This is a genomic window from Rhodococcus sp. BL-253-APC-6A1W (genome assembly GCF_012843405.1).
GTDB lineage: Bacteria > Actinomycetota > Actinomycetes > Mycobacteriales > Mycobacteriaceae > Rhodococcus.
Map to the genome: position 1 here is coordinate 263,451 of NZ_JABAFB010000005.1, position 19,262 is coordinate 282,712.

At 66.1% G+C, this 19,262-nt stretch carries 17 protein-coding genes; 10 read left to right on the forward strand and 7 right to left on the reverse strand.

Annotation, left to right across the window (positions count from 1 at the left end; all coding sequences use genetic code 11):
• The first annotated feature begins 71 nt into the window (after positions 1-71).
• A complete protein-coding gene (locus tag HF877_RS09685) occupies positions 72-1,409 on the forward strand; it encodes a glycogen debranching protein (protein WP_169620940.1) in 1,338 nt (445 codons plus the stop codon).
• A 15-nt stretch (positions 1,410-1,424) separates the two neighbouring features.
• Here HF877_RS09685 and HF877_RS09690 read toward each other — a convergent pair whose 3' ends face one another.
• The 4 genes from HF877_RS09690 to HF877_RS09705 form a co-directional block, all read right to left on the reverse strand.
• Positions 1,425-3,515 carry a PhoX family phosphatase gene (locus tag HF877_RS09690; RefSeq protein ID WP_169620941.1) on the reverse strand — a complete coding sequence of 697 codons (2,091 nt, stop codon included), beginning with the start codon at positions 3,513-3,515 and terminating at the stop codon, positions 1,425-1,427.
• Positions 3,516-3,614: 99 nt separating this feature from the next.
• Positions 3,615-4,796 carry an alpha/beta hydrolase gene (locus tag HF877_RS09695; RefSeq protein WP_169620942.1) on the reverse strand — a complete coding sequence of 394 codons (1,182 nt, stop codon included), beginning with the start codon at positions 4,794-4,796 and terminating at the stop codon, positions 3,615-3,617.
• Positions 4,797-4,874: 78 nt separating this feature from the next.
• Positions 4,875-5,654, reverse strand: coding sequence for an LLM class F420-dependent oxidoreductase (locus HF877_RS09700; RefSeq protein ID WP_169620943.1), 780 nt, complete (start codon positions 5,652-5,654; stop codon positions 4,875-4,877).
• Between the two features lie 49 nt (positions 5,655-5,703).
• A complete protein-coding gene (locus HF877_RS09705; protein WP_169620944.1) occupies positions 5,704-6,348 on the reverse strand; it encodes a TetR/AcrR family transcriptional regulator C-terminal domain-containing protein in 645 nt (214 codons plus the stop codon).
• 137 nt (positions 6,349-6,485) lie between these two features.
• Between HF877_RS09705 and HF877_RS09710 the strand changes: the two genes are divergently transcribed.
• Entirely contained in the window at positions 6,486-7,655 is a 1,170-nt protein-coding gene (locus HF877_RS09710; RefSeq protein ID WP_169620945.1) for an acyl-CoA dehydrogenase family protein, read from the forward strand.
• 10 nt (positions 7,656-7,665) lie between these two features.
• Positions 7,666-8,802, forward strand: coding sequence for an acyl-CoA dehydrogenase family protein (locus tag HF877_RS09715; protein ID WP_169620946.1), 1,137 nt, complete (start codon positions 7,666-7,668; stop codon positions 8,800-8,802).
• Between the two features lie 44 nt (positions 8,803-8,846).
• Here the strand turns inward: HF877_RS09715 and HF877_RS09720 are convergent, their stop codons facing one another.
• Together HF877_RS09720 and HF877_RS09725 are read right to left on the reverse strand one after the other, a co-directional pair.
• Positions 8,847-9,371 (reverse strand): TIGR04338 family metallohydrolase, encoded by a 525-nt coding sequence (locus tag HF877_RS09720; RefSeq protein WP_169620947.1) that lies wholly within the window; start codon positions 9,369-9,371, stop codon positions 8,847-8,849.
• Positions 9,368-10,177 (reverse strand): DUF2786 domain-containing protein, encoded by an 810-nt coding sequence (locus tag HF877_RS09725; RefSeq protein ID WP_169620948.1) that lies wholly within the window; start codon positions 10,175-10,177, stop codon positions 9,368-9,370. Before HF877_RS09725 ends, HF877_RS09720 begins: the two co-directional genes overlap by 4 nt.
• A gap of 85 nt (positions 10,178-10,262) precedes the next feature.
• On the opposite strand from HF877_RS09725, the gene HF877_RS09730 reads away from it, so the two are divergent.
• The 7 genes from HF877_RS09730 (at position 10,263) to HF877_RS09760 (ending at position 18,627) form a co-directional block, all read left to right on the forward strand.
• Positions 10,263-11,717, forward strand: coding sequence for an alanine/glycine:cation symporter family protein (locus HF877_RS09730; protein ID WP_169620949.1), 1,455 nt, complete (start codon positions 10,263-10,265; stop codon positions 11,715-11,717).
• Positions 11,718-11,763: 46 nt separating this feature from the next.
• Positions 11,764-12,837, forward strand: a complete 1,074-nt coding sequence (ugpC, locus tag HF877_RS09735) for a sn-glycerol-3-phosphate ABC transporter ATP-binding protein UgpC (RefSeq protein WP_169620950.1) — start codon at positions 11,764-11,766, stop codon at positions 12,835-12,837.
• Between the two features lie 155 nt (positions 12,838-12,992).
• The gene (locus HF877_RS09740; RefSeq protein ID WP_169620951.1) at positions 12,993-14,267 is read left to right on the forward strand and encodes an ABC transporter substrate-binding protein; all 1,275 of its coding nucleotides are present in this window, start codon (positions 12,993-12,995) and stop codon (positions 14,265-14,267) included.
• A gap of 17 nt (positions 14,268-14,284) precedes the next feature.
• Entirely contained in the window at positions 14,285-15,358 is a 1,074-nt protein-coding gene (locus HF877_RS09745; protein WP_169620952.1) for a sugar ABC transporter permease, read from the forward strand.
• Positions 15,355-16,206, forward strand: a complete 852-nt coding sequence (locus HF877_RS09750) for a carbohydrate ABC transporter permease (protein WP_169620953.1) — start codon at positions 15,355-15,357, stop codon at positions 16,204-16,206. Before HF877_RS09745 ends, HF877_RS09750 begins: the two co-directional genes overlap by 4 nt.
• Positions 16,203-16,397, forward strand: coding sequence for a hypothetical protein (locus tag HF877_RS09755; RefSeq protein ID WP_169620954.1), 195 nt, complete (start codon positions 16,203-16,205; stop codon positions 16,395-16,397). Before HF877_RS09750 ends, HF877_RS09755 begins: the two co-directional genes overlap by 4 nt.
• A 94-nt stretch (positions 16,398-16,491) precedes the next feature.
• Positions 16,492-18,627, forward strand: coding sequence for a transglycosylase domain-containing protein (locus tag HF877_RS09760; RefSeq protein ID WP_169620955.1), 2,136 nt, complete (start codon positions 16,492-16,494; stop codon positions 18,625-18,627).
• On the opposite strand, the gene HF877_RS09765 is transcribed toward HF877_RS09760, so the two are convergent.
• A complete protein-coding gene (locus HF877_RS09765) occupies positions 18,602-19,216 on the reverse strand; it encodes a TetR/AcrR family transcriptional regulator (RefSeq protein WP_169620956.1) in 615 nt (204 codons plus the stop codon). The two genes, HF877_RS09760 and HF877_RS09765, sit on opposite strands and share 26 nt — an antisense overlap.
• Positions 19,217-19,262 lie beyond the last annotated feature (46 nt).

Consider the following 19,262-nt stretch of genomic DNA (forward strand, 5'->3'; position numbering starts at 1 on the left):
CCGCATGTATCGCGCGTGTTACACAGGCGTGCCCGGCGTGCGGATCGGCGGGGAAGCCGGAGAATGAGACGATGCCGGACCGAGGATTCACCCCGACTCAGCTCGCCGCGCGCGCCGCCTACCTGCTGCGCGGCAACGACCTGGGATCCATGACCAGTGCCGCACCCAGGCTGTATCCGCACATGTGGAGCTGGGACGCCGCGTTCGTCGCGGTCGGGCTCGCGCCGCTCAGCGTCGAGCGCGCCGTCGTGGAACTCGACACCCTGCTGTCGGCGCAGTGGAAGAACGGCATGATCCCGCACATCGTGTTCGCGAATGGTGTCGACGGATATTTCCCCGGGCCGGCGCGATGGGCCGTGTCCGAACTCGCGGAAAACGCCCCGGTGGGAGTGGAGACGTCGGGCATCACGCAACCGCCCGTGCACGCGATCGCCGTGCAACGCATCCTCGAGAACTCGCGGCGGCACGGCCGCAGCACCCGAGCGGTCGCGGAGGAGTTCCTGGACCGCCGGTGGGCCGATCTGATGCGGTGGCACCGCTGGCTCGCCCATGCCCGCGACCTGGACGGTAACGGCCGCATCGCGCTCTACCACGGGTGGGAATCGGGCATGGACAATTCGCCGCGGTGGGATCTCGCCTACTCGAACGTCACCGCCGGTAACGTTCCGCTCTTCCGCCGCGAGGATCTCAACCACGTCGCCGATCCCGCCGAGCGTCCGAGTGACGGCGAGTACGCCCGCTATCTGTGGCTGCTCGAGGAGATGAAGGCGGCGCGCTACGAGGACGACGTGCTCGCCAAGACGATGAGCTTCGCGGTGGAGGATGTGTTCGTCAGCGCGATCTTCTCCCTGGCGTGTGAAGTTCTGGCCACTATCGGCGAGGAACACTCCCGGCCCAACGCCGATGTCCGCGACCTGTACGGCTGGGCCGAACGGTTTCGGCACGGCGTCGTCGCGACGACCGATCCCCGCAGCGGCGCAGCGAAGGACTTCGACCTGCGTAGTGGAAAATGGGTAGCCACAGACACTCTCGCGATGTTTGCTCCGCTTCTGTGCGGCGGTCTCGACCGGCAGGCGGAGCGGGCGCTGCTCCGGACCTTCGAAGGCCCGAAATTCTGTGGCCACCCCGATCTCCGTTACGCGGTGCCACCGTCGGCCTCGCCCGTCTCGGGCGCGTTCCGGCCCCGCGAGTACTGGCGGGGCCCCGTGTGGCCCGTGATGACGTGGTTGTTCTCGTGGGCGTTCGCCCGGCGCGGTTGGGCGGAGCGTTCGAACATGTTGCGGGCGGAGGGCTTACGCCAGGCGAGTGACGGTTCGTTCGCGGAGTACTACGAACCGTTCACCGGTGAACCGCTGGGCAGCATGCAGCAGTCCTGGACCGCTGCCGCCGTCCTGGATTGGCTGGGGTAGCGCGCCGCAGACCGGTCAGGTGCCGATCCGTCCCCCGTCCGACTTCCATGCTGCGACGACCGCCGGCCGGGGTGCGGTGTTGCCGCCGTCGGGCCAGTGCGATGCGGGACTGTCCCACGATGCCTCGTCGGTCTCCCCCGGATGCTGAACACACACGACCACCCGGTCCGCGTCCACGATCGGGCCGCATGTCTCGGCGCCGATCGGCACGGTGAGGAATTGTTTCGTTTCGCCGCGGCGCGGTCCGTCGAGTACAACGGCGAACAGGCCGTCGTTGGAACCGAGAGCGTTACCGTCGGTGGAGATCCACAGGTTGCCGTGGGGGTCGAAGGCGAGATTGTCGGGGCACGAGATCGGACTGACCTGCGCCGGGTCGAATCCGCCGAAGTAGGTGTCCGCCTCGTTCGGGTCACCGCATACGAGCAGCAGATTCCACGTGAACGATGTGCCCGCGTGGTCGTCGTCGATCTCGAGAACCTGGCCGTTCTTGTTGTTGACGCGCGGGTTGGCTTCGTCGGCGGGGGCCGCACCGTCCGGGCCGCGCTTGGTGTTGTTGGTCAATGCCACGTACACCTTGCCGGTCACCGGGTTGGGCTCGAAGTCCTCCGGCCGGTCCATCTTGGTTGCGCCGACCTTGTCGCCGGCGAACCGGGTGAAGACGGCCACCTCGTCTGCGCTCATGCCGTCCACCAGCGAGACTCCCCGACCGTCTTCCTCGGCGCGCAGCAAGGGAATCCACCGGCCTGTGCCCGAAAATCGGCCGCCCTCCGGGGGTGTGCCCGACCCGTCGATCGCGTCGGGGTGATCGCCGGTGAGTTCGGCGACGTACAGGGTCCCGGCGTCGAGCAGAGTCATGTTGTGCCGTACTGCGGCCCGGGAGTTCCCGGGTTGCATCTTCCGTGAGGAGACGAATTTGTACATGTAGTCGAAACGCTCGTCGTCGCCGCTGTAGGCGACCACTGTGCCGTCGCCGGTGACGTACACGGTCGCCGCTTCGTGCTTGAAACGCCCGAGCGCGGTGTGCTTGACCGGGACGGAGAGCGGATCCCACGGGTCGATCTCGACGATCCATCCGAATCTGTTCACCTCCTGGGGCTCGGATGCGATGTCGAATCTCGTGTCGAAGCGTTCCCACTTCCGTTCGGTTTCGCCGCCTTCCAGTCCGTACCGCGCCAGTCGTTCGGCGGCGACAGGGTCGGTGATGCGTTCTGCGTTCGCAAAGTACTGGTTGAAGTTCTCCTCGCCGGACAACACTGTGCCCCAGGGTGTCAGGCCACCCGCACAGTTGTTGAGGGTGCCCGCGACGCGCGTGCCTGTCGGGTCCGCAGCGGTTTTCAGCAACTCGCTTCCGGCGGCGGGTCCGGTGAGGACGAACTCGGTGGTTCCGGTGATACGCCGGTTGTACGGTCCGAATTTCGGTGTGAGACGCCCGGTTCCGGGCTCACCCTGGACCTGGACGACGGACAGCCCGTGGTTGGCCCAGCCGATCCGCACCTGTTCCTCGGTGGGGTTCTCGGCGTCGTATCCGGCGAACATGAAGGGCTCGGTGGTGTACTCGTGGTTGACGACCAGCAGATACGTATTCGGTACCCCGTCCACCGGGAGCAACCCGGCGAAGTCGTTGTTGAACCCGAACTGCTTTTCCTGTGCTGCCGCCGTCTGGCGATCGATGTCGAACGCGGGAGCGCCGGGCAGAACGGCATCGCCCCAGCGGATGACCACCGCGGATTCGTACCCGGCCGGCACCGTCACGGCGTCGTCGGTGTTGGGTGCCACCGCGGCGAAGTCCGTTCCGGTGGCCGCGGGTCCGAGATCTACCGCATGTGGGCCGGTGGCGGGTTCTGCACCGGTGCTCGCGGCCGCGGAGTCGTCCGCACAACCGGCGAGTGCACCTCCCGCACCCACCGCGACAACGGCCATCGCGCCGCCGCGCAACACCCCGCGGCGTGTGAGCGCGGTGCGCACGACATCGCCGAAATAGGTACCGCCGGAGGTGTTCGGCACGCTCTGCGAGCATGCGTCGCCACATTTGTACAGGCAGGTGATGTTCGCGCGGGACGAACTGCCGTCGTGCGTCGGGAACAGGGGCAGGTGCGTGCGGGCCACGGGTGTATCTCCTCGGTTCGGGGGGCTCCGAGCACCGTAGGAGTCGTACACGATCGGCAGGGAACGAGAAGATGAACGGGTGATGAGCGTTGTGCGCCTTCAGGATCCGTCCGGCGCGATGCCGTCCGCCGCACCGTCGCTCGTGTCCACCGCACCGGGGCGTGTGTCCAGAAAGGGCACTACCCGCCGGTTGATTGCCTCGTTGTACGCCGCCGGCGCCTGGATCGGGTTGGCGTGCCCGATGTGCCCGAGCTTCGACACGAGCAGTGTTCCGCCGGGTCCGCCTGCCTGGTCGAGGAGAATCCGCTGCGTGTAGTCGACGTCCACGACCGGGTCGTCCTGCGCGAGCCGGGGCCGCAGGAAGACGACGGCGGGACGGACCTTGTCGTCGCGGGGTTCGGCGAGCGCCTGCAGATTGTCGGTGGCGCCCGACGCGACGATCGCGCGGAACTGTGCCTCGATCAGTCCGTTGCTCGCGGCATCGTCCGACAAGATCTTGTCGCGCAGCACCTCGTCGACCACGTTCCGCAGTTCGGTGGTGTCGATCCGCCGATACCAGCGGTCCGACGGCACAACGAAACGATCCTGCCGCGCGGCGACCTCGACCGCCATCCGCATCAGCCGGCTCTCGCGCGCGCCGGGAAGCCAGCCGATCCAGCGGAGCAGGTCCTCACCCGCATTGCGGCTTTCGGCCCGCACCGCGTGGAGGTCCACCGGAGTGCAATCCAGGACCACGCCCGTCACCTCGAGCGGAGATTCCTCGTACAGGTGCTGCGCGACTTCCAGCGCGATGATGCCGCCCATGCTGTGCCCGACGAGGACGACGTTCTCCACACCCGACCACCCGGCACGCTCGAGGATCAGGTCGCTGACGACAGCGGTGTCGAGACCGCTGTTGTCGTATTGGACCGACCACACCTGCCCGATTTCGCTCAATGCCGGTAGCGCCTCGGCGGTCGGGGTCGCATCGAGGTTGCCCAGGCCCACCAGGTCGACCACGGCGGTATCGAGATCGTCTCGCTCCGCCGCGTCGTAGACCTGATGGATCTGCGGTTGTGTCAGGGCAAGCTTTTCCCGAACGGGTGCGACGTCCCCCGTCCAATACAGGGTGGCCAGCACGATCAGTGGTACGAGCACGTACACGAGCCGGGCCAGAACGATGCGCGCGCGGCCGAAGCGGGTCCCGCTGTGGCCGAGCCGGGTGTCGCGCATGCGCCGGCGCCGGCGGTCGTCGTCCCAGTCGTCGGAGGTGCACGGTGGAAGATTCGGTAGATACGGCATGCACCATCCATGGTAGGTGCTGAGACGTGTGCGCCACGTAACAGCACCTACCCGTGGGTTTTTCAGGTCGTGGGTTTTTCAGGCGAGACCGGCGCTCGCGTCGCGCCAGGCGATCGCCTCGACGAGGGGCGCGAGGTCGTAGTCCGGCCCGCCGATGCCGACGGTGAACTGGGTGATGCCCTGCTCGACGTAGAGTGCGGCCTTGTCGACGCCCGGCCAGTCCGTGGACCGCTCGATCTCGTCGGGGCTACGGCCCAGATCAGCGCAGCGTTGCGCGAGGATGTCGGACTTCTCGACGTGGGTGTCGAACTCGCCGAAGCTGTGCCAGATGTCTGCGTACTTCGCGACGAGCGGAAGGGTCTTCTTCGGTCCGCCACCACCGATGAGGATCGGGATGTGCCGCGTGGGCGGTGGGTTCAGCTTCTCGAACCGGGACGTGATGCGGGGCAGGTATTCGGCCAGGAGGTCCAGGCGGGAGCCTTTCGTGCCGAAGTCGTAGCCGTACTCGTCGTAGTCCTTTTCGAACCAGCCGGAGCCGATACCGAGGATGAGACGGCCGCCGCTGATGTGGTCGACCGTACGGGCCATGTCGGCGAGCAGGTCGGGATTGCGGTAGCCGCCTCCGGTGACCAGTGCGCCGATCTCGACGCGTTCGGTCTGCTCGGCCCAGGCACCGAGCATCGTCCAGCATTCGAAGTGGGCGCCGTCGGGATCGCCGTAGAGCGGAAAGAAGTGGTCCCAGTTGAAGACGATGTCCACGCCGGCGTCCTCGGCGCGGAGCACGGTGTCGCGAATGACCCTGTAGTCGGGTTGTTGCTGGGGCTGCAGTTGAAGTCCGATACGAATGGTGCGCGTCATCGTTCCACCGTAGGACGGCATCGCCGACTCCACACTGTCAACTGGGTGCTCAACCGTGCGCCGGGATCTTCGGCATCCCGGGGTATTCGTCCTCGAGTCCGCGGAGAAACGATTCCAGGAGGAGTTCGAAGCTGTCCACATCGATCTCGGCCGCGTACTCGCGCAGCCGATGCGCCTGAGAGAGATGCGGATATCGGGTGCTGTAGGTCTCGGCGTGCGGGTCGAAGCTGCCCGCGAACGACGTGATCGCCGAGCCGATGACGATGTACTTGATCGACGCTCCGATGAGCGTCGCGGTGCGCGGGGGCCAGCCCGCGCGGGTCAGGCCTCCGTGGACGGCGTCCGCATGATGCAGGGCGGTGGGACGTTGGCGTGGACTCGACGCAAGGAAGGGGACGAGGTTGGGATGGACGGCGAGCGCCGCCCGATACGAGCGCGCCCAGATCCGCAGTCCTTCCTGCCAGTCCTCACCCTCGAATCCGCTCACATCCACCGTCTCGGCGATGCCGTCGGCGATGTCGTCGAACAGCTCGTCCTTGTTCGCGTAGTGGCTGTAGAGCGAGGGTGCGCGCACGCCGAGTTCGGCAGCGATTCTGCGCATGGACACGGCAGCGAGGCCGTACTCGTCCACCAGCGCGAGCGTGGTGTCGCGAATGAGTGATCGGTTGAGCAGGGGCGTGCTGGGTCGTGCCATGGAAGGTCCTTTTCGACGCCGATCTGGACGAACTAACGATGTAAGGTTAGTTTTGCATTGTGTTGGGCGCCACAATCCGCAAAACGTGGATCCGGGCGTTCATGAGCCATTGCCACCACCCGTGACGGAAGGCCCCCATGAACCTGAAGCTCACCGAGGAGGAGCGCGCATTCCGTGACGAGCTGCGCACCTTCTTCACCACCGAGATCCCCGCCGATGTCCGCTCGAAGGTCGCCGCCGGCAAACCTCTCGGCAAGGACGACTTCATCGCGACTCAGCGCATCCTCCACGCTCGGGGCCTGGCCGTCCCGAACTGGCCTGTCGAATGGGGTGGTCAGGATTGGACCCCCATGCAGCGCAATATCTGGCTCAGCGAGATGCAACTCGCGTCGGTGCCTGAACCGCTGCCGTTCAATGCGTCGATGATCGGTCCTGTCATCGCGCAGTTCGGTTCGCAGGCCATGAAAGAACGCTTCCTCCCCGCCACCGCCAACCTGGATATCTGGTGGTGTCAGGGATTCTCCGAGCCCGAAGCAGGGTCGGATCTCGCTTCGCTCAAGACCCGCGCGGTGCGCGACGGTGACGACTACATCGTCAACGGACAGAAGACCTGGACCACACTCGCCCAGCACGCCGACTGGATCTTCTGCCTCGTCCGCACCAATCCGGACGTGAAGAAGCAGGCCGGTATCTCGATGCTGCTCATCGACATGAATACACCCGGGGTCACCCGGCGGCCGATCAAGCTGATCGACGGCAGCCACGAGGTCAACGAAGTGTTCTTCGAGGACGTGCGTGTTCCCGCAGAAAACCTTGTCGGCGAAGAGAACACGGGCTGGACGCAGGCCAAGTTCCTGCTCGGCAACGAACGCACCGGCATCGCCAGGGTCGGCGCGACCAAGGTCAGGCTCGCTCGCGCCAAGAGCCTCGCGGCGGACATCGCGGTCGGAGACGGCACTCTGCTCTCGGATCCGATCTTCGCCTCGCGTCTCGCCGAACTCGAGAACGAACTGCTCGCTCTCGAACTCACACAGCTGCGGGTGGTCGCCGGATCTGCGGACGGTAAGCCCAATCCGGCATCGTCGCTGCTGAAGCTCCGAGGCTCCGAATTGCAGCAGGCGGCGACCGAGCTTCTCGTCGACGTTGCGGGACCGGACTCGCTGCCGTCCGGCGCCTCGGACATCGATTCGCCGGAATGGGCGCAACTCACCACCCCGGCCTACCTCAATACCCGCAAGGTGACCATCTACGGCGGTTCGAGCGAGGTACAGCGTTCGATCATCGCTTCTTCGATTCTCGGACTGTGAGGCCCAGGACATGAACTTCGAACTCGACACCGAGCAGGACCTGCTCCGTAAGACCGTCCGCGACATGCTCACTGCGGCATACGACGTGGAAGCCCGCAACCGGGTCTCCGGCAGCGACCTGGGGTGGAGCCCCGAGGTGTGGAAGCAGCTCGCCGAACTGGGAGTGCTCGGGCTGCCTTTCGCGGAGGAATACGGAGGCATGGGCGCCGGCCCGGTGGAGGTCATGGCGGTCATGACCGAATTCGGGCGCACGCTCGCACCCGAACCGGTACTCGCCGCGGTGTACCTGCCGGGTGGTCTCGTCGCCGAACTCGGCAGTGACGCACAGCGTTCCGAACTCGTACCGCGGTTGTCCGAAGGCGATCTCCGGCTGGCTTTCGCGCACGACGAGCCCGGTAGCCGGTGGCCCACGGTCGATGTCGCCACCACCGCGGCCCGCGACGGCGACCGGTGGTTGCTCTCCGGTCGTAAGAACCCTGTGCTGCACGGAGATTGTGCCGATATCGTCATCGTGTCCGCGAAGCTTCCCGACGGTGGCGTGGGCCTGTTCCTGGTCGACGCCGGAGCGGACGGCCTCTCGCGCACCGTCTACCGCACGAACGACGAACGCCGCGGTGCGCAGATCGTGCTGGACGGCGTGGCGGCGCAACCCCTCGGTGACGCCGTCGACGCGTCCGCCGCGATCACCGCCGCCGTCGTCCGCGCGCAAGCCGCGCTGTGCGCCGAAGCGGTCGGGGCAATCGACGCGTCGGTGCAGCTGACGACGGGATATCTGAAGCAGCGCAAGCAGTTCGGTGTTCCGCTGTCGATGTTCCAGGCGCTGACACACCGCGCCGCCGACATGTACGTCCTGTACGAGCTGGCGGCCAGCATGAGCCTGTACGCAACGATGGCGCTGGCGGACGGTATCGTCGATCCGATCATTGCGTCGAGGGCGAAGTTGCAGGTGGGCCGGACCGCACGCAAGGTCGGGCAGGAGGCGGTGCAGATGCACGGAGGCATCGGTGTCACCGCGGAACACTCCATCGGCCACTACCTGAGCCGACTCACCGCGATCGAGCACACGCTCGGCACCATGGACGATCACCTTCGGGTGCTTGCCGGCGGTGTGACGTCCTACGACCGGGTCGAGATCGCCGGAATGTGACCGCTGCGTCCGGGCGGACAGCGCACGAGACGGATCTCGTCCTGTCAGGTGCGCTGTTCGCCTCCGGTGATCCCCGTGGCACGCAACACGAATACTGCTTCCGCGCCGATGATCTCACCGACCAGCGTGAGGAAGCGATCGACGAAACCGGCGCCGTGAGCTGCTTCAGTGGGATCGTCGGGATCCTGGGGATCGAGGTGGTGAGCGAGTTCGTGCAGAACCACGAGTTCACGGAACGCCCAGGCGCGATTCGCGCGATGCTCGGGCAGGGCGATCGTGGCGCAATCATTTTCGTAATGCGCAGCGGTATTCCCGGCGCGTACACGGATCCGGACGGGCACCGCGGCGCGAGGCCAGCGGGCACGCACCCAGTCGAGCGCGAGTACGGCATCGACGTACCGCTGCACCGAATCGAGGGACGCGAACCGCCGCTCGACGGGCAGCGTCACACTCGATCCGGCCACCTCGACCGTGCGCAGACCGCGCTCGTCGGCGAGATCGAACATCCGGCGCACCATCGACTCCGCGTCGTACACCGCCGACTTGCGGATGTCACGAACCCGGGTCATTTCTCCAGCCTCCTCGGCGACGACGGAAGTTCGGGTGCCGTACCCAAGCGAGCCGCGCGACCCGCCTTGTCGCCGGCACGCTGTGCATCGGTCGAGCGTGCCGACGGAGCACGGTTGCCCCGCCAGCTTCCCCGGGCCTGGGACGTGCTGCGGTAGAAGTCGCGCACTTCCACGGCTTTGCCGCGCAGCACGAGTTCGGTCCCGGGAGACGACGACTCGGCGTCCTTCTCGATTTCCTGTTTGGTTTCGGCGAGTCGTGCACCGATACGCGCAGCGAACGCCGACTGGAAGTTCAGCCTCGCGGTGACGGGAGCGATCGGCTTGCGTACCCGCGTTCTGACGTCGCGCCCGCCGCGCCGTTCGATCACGGTGCGGACCGTCGACTCGCTGCGGTAGGTGCCGGACCGCAGATACGCGTCGGACGCACGGACCATCTGCACCAGCAGCGACGAGTACAGCGCCTCGCACACGTCGATATCGTCGGCGAAGCCGTAGGCGAAGATCACCGTCGACGTGGCCGTGATGTCGCACTGCACATCGTTGGCCGCGGCGATGGCCAGGAACAACTGCGCGTAGGTGCGCAAACCCTTCTTCCCGACCTCCCCGATCGTCACCAGTCGCTGCACCGGGGTGGCGCGACGCTCCTTGGCGCCCGCGTGCGCGCGTGCCACCGCGAGGTCGACGGAGGCGGCGGTCGCGAGTCGCTGCGCGGCCGCCAGGAAGGCGTCGGCTTCGTGCGCGTTGTCCGTCGACTCGGCCTGTCTCAGCAGGCCACCGATCCGGGTCAACATCTTGTCCGAGCTCACCAGAGAAGGGTAGGCCGTCGCACCGACGCGGGGTGCTGACCTCAAAGCGCTGCGGGATCTCCGTGAACAGCCCAAGATCGGCAGGATGGACGTCGCAGTCGATTTTGTCACCGCGGTCAACGACCGGTTCTGGTATGCCGTGATCGCCTTGCTCATCGGATCCGGTCTGTATTACACGATCCGGTCGCGGTTCATCCAGATCAGGCTGATTCCGGACATGCTGCGCTCGATCGTGGAGAAGCCCGAGCGACTCCCCGACGGGGAAGAGGGCATCTCCGCATTCCGGGCCTTTTCGATCTCGGCGGCGTCCCGCGTCGGTACCGGCAACGTGGCGGGGGTCGCCATCGCGATCAGCCTCGGCGGCCCGGGTGCGGTGTTCTGGATGTGGGCCATGGCGCTCATCGGAGCGTCGACGGCGTTCCTGGAATCGACCCTCGCGCAGTTGTACAAAGTGCGTGACAAAGGCGCATACCGCGGCGGACCCGCGTACTACATGCAGTACGGGCTCGGTAAGCGCTGGATGGGAATGATCTTCGCGGTGATCATCACGATCACCTATGGGTTCGTGTTCAACGCGGTGCAGACCAACTCGATCGTCGATGCGGTCGCCGGTTCGGTCGGTGACAAGACCTTCGGTCTGCAGGTCGTCGTGGGAATAGGGGTCGCGTTGTGCGTGGCCGCCGTGATCTTCGGCGGGGTCCGGCGGATCTCGGCGGTGTCGCAGATCGTGGTTCCGGTCATGGCGACCGCATATCTGGTGATCGGTGTGGTGGTCGTGATTCTCAACGTGGGCGAGGTGCCGGGGATGTTCCGGCTGATCTTCGAGAACGCGTTCGGAATTCGGGAGATCGTCGGCGGTGGATTCGGTGCCGCATTCATGAACGGCATCCGCCGGGGCCTGTTCTCGAACGAAGCCGGTATGGGGTCGGCACCCAACGCCGGCGCCACGGCGTCCGTCTCGCACCCCGTCAAGCAGGGACTGGTGCAGAGCCTGGGCGTGTACTTCGACACCTGGCTCGTCTGCTCGATCACCGCGTTCATCATCCTGCTGTCCGAGCCCGAGTTCGGCGGCGGTCTCGAGGGTGCCGCGATGACCCAGAACGCACTGTCGCTGCAACTGGGCGACTGGACGGTGCATTTCCTCACCGTCATGATCTTCTTTCTCGCGTTCACTTCCGTTATCGGCAACTACTACTACAGCGAATCGAACATCGAATTTCTCACCGGGACGCGCAGGGCACTGCCGTACCTGCGCAGCGCAGTGGTGCTCTGCGTGTTTCTCGGTGCGATCGGATCGGTGCCCCTCGTGTGGGCGCTCGCCGACCTCTCGATGGGCGTGATGGCGATCGTCAACCTGATAGCACTGATCCCGCTGTCCGGCATCGCCTACGCGCTGTTCCACAACTACACCGCACAGCGCAAGCAAGGACGCGATCCGGTGTTCCATCGCGGGGACGTTCCCGGCCTCCGCGGGATCCAGGTCTGGGGCGAGGACGACGAGTTCACACCGAGTAGCGGAAATACGCCACGAACACGGTAGATTCCCCTACCGCACAGACTGTGTTCCGCTTCGGAAAGGATCTGCGATGGCCTCGGTGACCTTCGACAAGGCGGTCTGCCTGTTCCCGGGCTCGACGACCCCCGCGGTCGATTCGCTGGATCTCGAGATCGAGGACGGGGAATTCCTCGTCCTGGTCGGCCCCTCGGGCTGCGGGAAATCCACGTCGCTGCGCCTGCTCGCCGGTCTCGAGGAAGTGCACAGCGGCCGCATCCTCATCGGCGACCGCGACGTCACCGCGCAGGATCCGAAGGAACGCGACATCGCGATGGTCTTCCAGAACTACGCGCTGTATCCGCACATGTCGGTCGCCGAGAACATGGGATTCGCCCTCAAGCTCGCGAAGCACCCCAAGAGCGACATCCGGGAGCGGGTCGTCGAAGTCGCCAAGATGCTCGACCTCGAACCGTTCCTCGACCGCAAGCCCAAGGCGCTGTCGGGTGGTCAGCGGCAGCGCGTCGCGATGGGCCGCGCGATCGTCCGCCAGCCGCAGGTGTTCCTGATGGACGAACCGCTCTCCAACCTCGACGCCAAACTCCGCGTCCAGACCCGGACGCAGATCGCACAGTTGCAGCGCCGGCTCAACACCACCACCGTCTACGTCACTCACGATCAGGTGGAGGCGATGACGATGGGTGACCGCGTCGCAGTCCTCGACAAGGGTGTCCTGCAGCAGTGCGCGTCGCCGCGCGTGCTCTACAACAAGCCCGCCAACGTCTTCGTCGCCGGATTCATGGGGTCGCCCGCGATGAACCTGTTCCGGCTGCCGGTCATCGACCGGGGCGTCCGGCTGGACGAGAGCTATGTGCCGGTACCGCGCGATGTGGTCGGTCAGGTCACCGAGTCGGAGGTCACCCTCGGCATCCGTCCCGAGCATCTCGAGATCTCGAACGACGGCCTGCCCATGGATGTCGACGTCGTCGAAGAACTCGGTTCCGAGGCGTACGTCTACGGGCGCGCGGTGGTCGGTGGCCGAGACCAGCAGATCGTCGCGCGCAGCGACTGGCGGAGTCCGCCGCAGAAGGGCGAACGCGTGCACCTGCGGTTCGACCCCGAGCAGGTTCACATCTTCAGGACGTCGGACGGGACGCGCATCGGCTGACCTCCGGAGGTGAGCACCGGCGAACCCCGACACTCGGCCGTCCAGGATGGGCGGAATGCCGACTTTTCCGGGTGGCGCGTGCCACAGTAGTGGCCGGTGTCGGTTACCTCCGCGTTACCGGCGATATTTTCCGACCTCGAATGGGGAGATAGTTGATGAATCTCAACACGAAGGCGATGCGTAGAGCCGCGATCGCCGCGACGGCGGCCACTGCGCTCGTCCTCGCAGGTTGCTCGTCCGACGACAACGCCGGCAGCGACGACAACAGCAGTGCTGCGCCGGCAGGCGGCCGCGGCCCGATCACGATCGTCGAGGGTCAGGATCCCCTGAACACGGCGCTCGAAAGCATCATCGCCGACTGGAACGCCGATCATCCGGACGAGCAGGTGACGTTCAAGCCGCTCGCGACCGAGGCCAACGACCAGTACGACGACATCGCGCAGCGCATGCAGGCGCGCAGCGACGAGTACGACCTCATCGCCGTCGACGTCACCAACACCGCGGAATTCGCGGCCAACGGATGGCTGCGCCCCCTCGAGGGCGACTTCGCGATCGACACCGAGGGCCTGCTGCCCGCGACCGTCGAATCGGGCACCTACAACGGCACCCTGTACGCCGCGCCCAAGAACACGAACGGTGCGTTCCTCTACTACCGCACCGATCTCGTCGACCAGGCGCCCGCCACGTGGGACGACCTGAAGGCCGAGTGCCCGAAGGCCGAAGAAGCCGGCATCGCGTGCTACATCGGCCAGTTCAAGAACTACGAGGGCCTGACGGTCAACGTCACCGAGATCGTCAACGGCTTCGGCGGCTCCTTCGTCGGAGAAGACGGTCTCGCACCGGCAATCGACGAGCAGACCGCCGAAGGCCTGCAGTTCATCGTCGACGCGTTCGAGGACAACATCATCCCGGCTGCGGCGCAGACCTACACCGAGGGCGAGTCGCAGACCGCGTTCGGCAACGGTGAGGCGATGTTCCTGCGCACGTGGCCCGGCTTCTACACCGACGGTGAGAGCTCCTCGATCGCCGGCAAGTACGGCATCGCCGTCCTCCCGGGTGTCGACGGACCGGGTGCGTCCACGCTCGGTGGCTACAACGTCGGCATCAGCGCGTTCAGCGATGCGCCGGAGACCGCGCGTGACTTCCTCGAGTTCATGCAGACGCGCCAGTCGCAGCTGTACTACGCCGAAGCGGGCGGCGCTCCCGTCCTCGCCGAGGTCTACGACGATGCGGCGATCATCGAGCAGTACCCGTACTTCACCACGCTGAAGGAAGTTCTCGAGGCTGCCAAGCCGCGTCCGGCGTCGCCGTACTACTCGGCCGTGTCGAAGGCGATCTCGGACAACTCCTACGCCGCGATCCGCGGTGAGAAGACCGTTCAGCAGGCGCTGGACGACACCCAGGCCGGCATCGCAACCGCCGGCAACTGATGCTCTAGGAGCAGTACATGGCAGAACCGCAGGTCGGTATTCCCGCGGATCCGCCACACGACACCGCGGTCGGGACCACGTCAGGTCCCGACCGCGGGCATGTCGGTGGGCGGCATCGTGGGCCCAACGCGCCCGTACCCGTGGTGAAGAAGCGACGCACGATCCCGATCTGGATGTTCGTCGCTCCGTCGATGATCGTCCTGGCCGTCATCATCCTGTATCCGCTCGGACGAGCGGTGTGGATGTCGGTACACGGTGACGCGAAGACCCTCGATCCCGAGACCGGTCGATTCGTCACCGGCGGCTTCGTGGGGATCGACAACTACACGCGCTGGATCACCCAGACCTGTGGGACTGCCACCGGCACGATCCCGTGTCCCCCGGGGACGCTCGGCTCCCAGTTCTGGCAGTCGATCTTCAATACGTTCTTCTTCACGGTCGTCACCGTCTCGCTCGAGACCGTCGTCGGTTTCGCGATGGCGCTGGTGATGGCCAAGTCGTTCCGCGGCCGCGGCCTGCTGCGCGCTTCGGTTCTGGTGCCGTGGGCGATTCCCACGGCCGTCACCGCCAAGCTGTGGTTCTTCATCTTCGCCAACGACGGTATCGCCAACAAACTGCTCGGCACCGACTTCATGTGGACCGCCGATCCCTGGCCGGCCCGTTTCGCCATCATCGTCGCCGACGTCTGGAAGACCGCGCCGTTCATGGCGCTGCTCATCCTCGCGGGTCTGCAGATGATCCCGTCGGACGTGTACGAGGCAGCGAAGGTCGACGGGGCCAACGCGTGGCAACGCTTCACGCAGATCACGTTGCCGCTGGTCAAGCCCGCGTTGATGGTGGCGATCCTGTTCCGCACCATGGACGCGCTGCGTATGTACGACCTGCCCGCGATCATGATGGGCTCCAATCCCGCGACGTCGACGATCTCGGTGCTCGTCGTGGACCAGATGCGGCAGGGTGCGAACTCGGCGTCGGCGCTGTCGACGATCACGTTCCTCATCATCTTCGCGTGCGCATTCGTCCTTGTCCGGTTCCTGGGGGCCAACGCCGTCGATACCCAGGAGAAACAGCGGAAGGGAGAGGTCGCATGACCGCCGCGCGCACGTCCAAGCCCCGGTTGCGCTCGTTCGGCACCTACGTCGGGGTCGCGATCATCGTGGTGTGGGGCCTCGCTCCGTGCTACTGGATGATCGTCACGGCATTGAGGGATCCGCGGGAGACGTTCAGCACCTCCCTGTGGCCGTCGAACCCGACGTTGCAGAACTTCGCGGACGCACTCGATCCCGCCGCCAAGGTCAACTTCTCGCGCGCACTGCTCAACAGCGTGATCATCGCGGGTGCGACCACCGCGATCGCCCTGCTCATCGGCGTGTTCACCGCCTACGCACTGTCACGGTTCGACTTCCGTGGCAAGTACTTCGTCACGGGCATCATCCTGGGTGCGTCGATGTTCCCGGTCGTCGCACTCGTCACGCCGCTGTTCCAGTTGTTCACCGACATCGGCTGGATCGGCAGCTATCAGGCCCTGATCATCCCGAACATCTCCTTCGTGCTGCCGCTGACCGTGTACACCCTCACGTCGTTCTTCTCCGAGCTTCCCTGGGAACTCGAAGAGGCCGCGCGGATGGACGGTGCCACCCGCGGACAGGCTTTCCGCCTCGTGATGCTGCCGCTGGCGGCCCCCGCGCTGTTCACCACCGCGATCCTCGCGTTCATCGCGACGGTCAACGAGTTCCTGTTGATGTCGCAGCTCTCGAGCGAACGCACCGCACCGGTGACGGTCGCGATGGCCCGCTTCACCGGAACCGACCCGTACGTCACCCCGTACGCGTCGATCATGGCCGGCGGCACACTCGTGATGGTGCCGCTCGTGATCATGGTGCTGCTGTTCCAGCGCCGGATCATCTCGGGTCTGACCGCAGGTGGCGTCAAGTCGTGAAACGTCTTCCGAAACGGCAGCGACTCGAGATGCTCCTGGGCTTTCTCACCGTCTTCACCGTGCTGGCGGTGGTCGGCGCGGTGGCCGAGATGCGTACTTCGGCGCCGGGGATCGTGCCGTCGCTGGTGCTCCTCGGCTTCGCGGTGGCGTGGTGGTTCGCGTTCCGGGCGTGGCGGCGCACCGGCTCCTGATCTGCTCGTAGATCATCTGTGCCGGGCACTTCCGTACCATTCCTAGTCGGGTGCGATTGCCCTGCCCGCCCGGATTCCGGAGAAAGTGATACGAGTGACTTCCTCGAACAGGCACACAACCGGCAGGAACGGTTCTAGAAAGTCCGCGCGCTCGAGTGGGTGGCGGATCGCGCGGTGGGTAGTGCTCGCCGTCGTCGCGCTTCTGGTGATCGTGCCCGCGGGGTTCTTCATGTCGTCGTACACGGCGACAGAGGTTCCGCGTCCGGCCGACCTGAAGACGAACCAGATCGCGCGGATCTATGCCGCCGACGACACGACCGAGATCACGCGGGTCGTGCCGCCCGAAGGGAACCGCGTCGAGATCACCATCGACGACGTGCCCGTGCACGTCCGCGACGCGGTGTTGTCGGCCGAAGACCGCAACTTCTACACCAACCCGGGTTTCTCGATCACAGGCTTCGCCCGCGCGGCCCGCGACAACGTCATGGGTAAGGAAAGCGCCGGTGGCGGTTCCACGATCACGCAGCAGTACGTCAAGAACGTCCTGGTCGGCGCGGACCGCACTCTCGACCGGAAGATGCGCGAACTCGTCATCTCCACCAAGATGGCCCGCGAATGGTCGAAGGACGAGATCCTCGAGGCCTACCTCAACACGATCTATTTCGGGCGCGGCGCATACGGAATCGCAGCGGCGTCGCAGGCATATTTCGGCAAGCCCGTCGGTGAGCTGTCGGTGTCCGAAGGGGCCGTGCTCGCGGGTGTGATCCAGACCCCGTCGACTCTCGATCCCGAGTACAACCGCCTCGCCGTCGAGGCACGCTGGAACTACGTGCTGGACGGCATGGTGGGTATGGGCGTGCTCGACGAAGGTGAGCGCGCCACCCAGGTGTTCCCGGACACCGTGCCGTCGAACTCGCTCGCACTCGCCAGCCAGGCGACGGGACCGGAGGGACTGATCCGGTCCCACGTCCTGCGTGAATTGTCTCAGGCCGGGATCAGCGAGCAGGTTCTCAACACCGAGGGCCTGCGCATCACCACGACCATCGACCCCGTCGCGCAAGAGGCTGCCGTCGGCTCCGCGCGCCGCACGCTCGAAGGCGAGAACCCCGACCTCCGCACCGCGGTCGTGTCGATCGACCCCCGGTCCGGTGCCGTACGCGCCTATTACGGCGGTGAGGACGGCGCCGGGTTCGACTATGCGCAGGCACCCCTGCAGACCGGTTCGTCGTTCAAGGTGTTCGGCCTGCTCGCGGCGCTCGACGAGGGGATCGGTCTGAACGCGAAGTTCGACAGCTCACCGCTGAAGATCGGGAACCTCGAGATCGGCAACGTCGAGGGCGAATCGTGCGGGCGGTGCACCATCGCGGAAGCACTCAAGCGGTCGCTCAACACCAGCTTCTACCGGCTCATGATGTCGATGAAGGACGGTCCGCAGAAGATCGCCGACATCGCACACCGGGCGGGAATCCCCGAGACCATTCCCGGCGTCGAAGGCACCACCCTCGGAACGACGAACGGGCCTCCCGAAGGCGGGATCGTGCTCGGCCAGTACGAGTCGCGGGTCATCGACATGGCATCGGCGTACGCGACGCTCGCCGCGTCCGGGACGTACCGCGCGCCGTACTTCGTGCAGAAGGTCGTCACGGCGGACGGTGTGGTACTTCTCGATCGGCCCGCCTCCCCCGCCGAACAGCGCATCGATCCCGCCGTCGCCGACAATGCCACGCAGGCGATGCTGCCCATCGCGGCGCACTCGCGCGGACATGCACTGGCCGGGGGCCGCCCCTCGGCGGCGAAGACCGGCACCACGCAGCTCGGCGACACCGGGCTCAACAAGGACGCGTGGATGGTGGGATACACCCCGTCCCTGTCGACAGCGGTCTGGATCGGAACACCCGACGCCGGTCCCATCACCAACAGCTGGGGCGGATCGATCTACGGGTCGAGCCTGCCGGCGGACATCTGGAAGGGCACGATGGACGGCGCCCTCGCCGGTACCGAGGTGGAGAGCTTCCCGTGGCCGGCACCGATCGGCGGTCAGGCCGGCGTACCGGCCGACCCGGGAATCGAGGAGCCCGAGTCGGAAGCCCCCGTCCCCGGGTTCCGGCTTCCGGATTTCTCGAATCTTCCGCCGATCACGATTCCGGCACCGCCGGTTCAGCTACCCGTGCCCGTCCCGCCGCAGATCGAGGTGTTCCCCGGGGTCACGATCCAGATTCCGGGGCTGTGAGCTCGTCGTCCGGCGTGAGGACGGCGGGCAGGAGCGTGCTGACGTAGTCGACCACATCGTCGACGGAGAGCGCCGGTTCGTGCAGCCGGTCGATTGCGAGGGATTCGACCAGCGACCACCATCCCCGAAGCCGCATCCGGGTGAGCGAGCCGTCCGCGCACCCGAGCGCGGAGATCACGCGATCGACCAGGGTGTTCTTCATCGAACCGTGGATCTCGCGGATCTGCGGATCGGACCCGTATCCGCCGTGGAAGAAGGCCTGGTAGTTGTCGCCGTGCCGGTCGATGAACGACACGAACGCCTGCAGAATCGCGCGTAGCGGATCGGGGTCGCCCGGGGCGGGTACCGCCGCGCGCAGCAGGCGGCGCGAGGCGGAACCGACGATCGCCACGTAGTAGTCCTGTTTCGTCGGGAAGTACCGGAACAACAGGCTGCGGGAGATTCCGGCGATGTCGGCGACACGATCGATGGAGAGCGCGTGGATGGGGCGCGTCGCGAGTTCCTGCAGACCGATCGCGACGAGTTGCCGGCGTCGTTCCTCGGGTGGCAGCCGTCGGCGTTTGCCGACCTCTTGTCGCGGGGTGCTCATCCGGTTAGCCTAACTGAGCATTGCTCATTACCGTTCCTACGGAAGG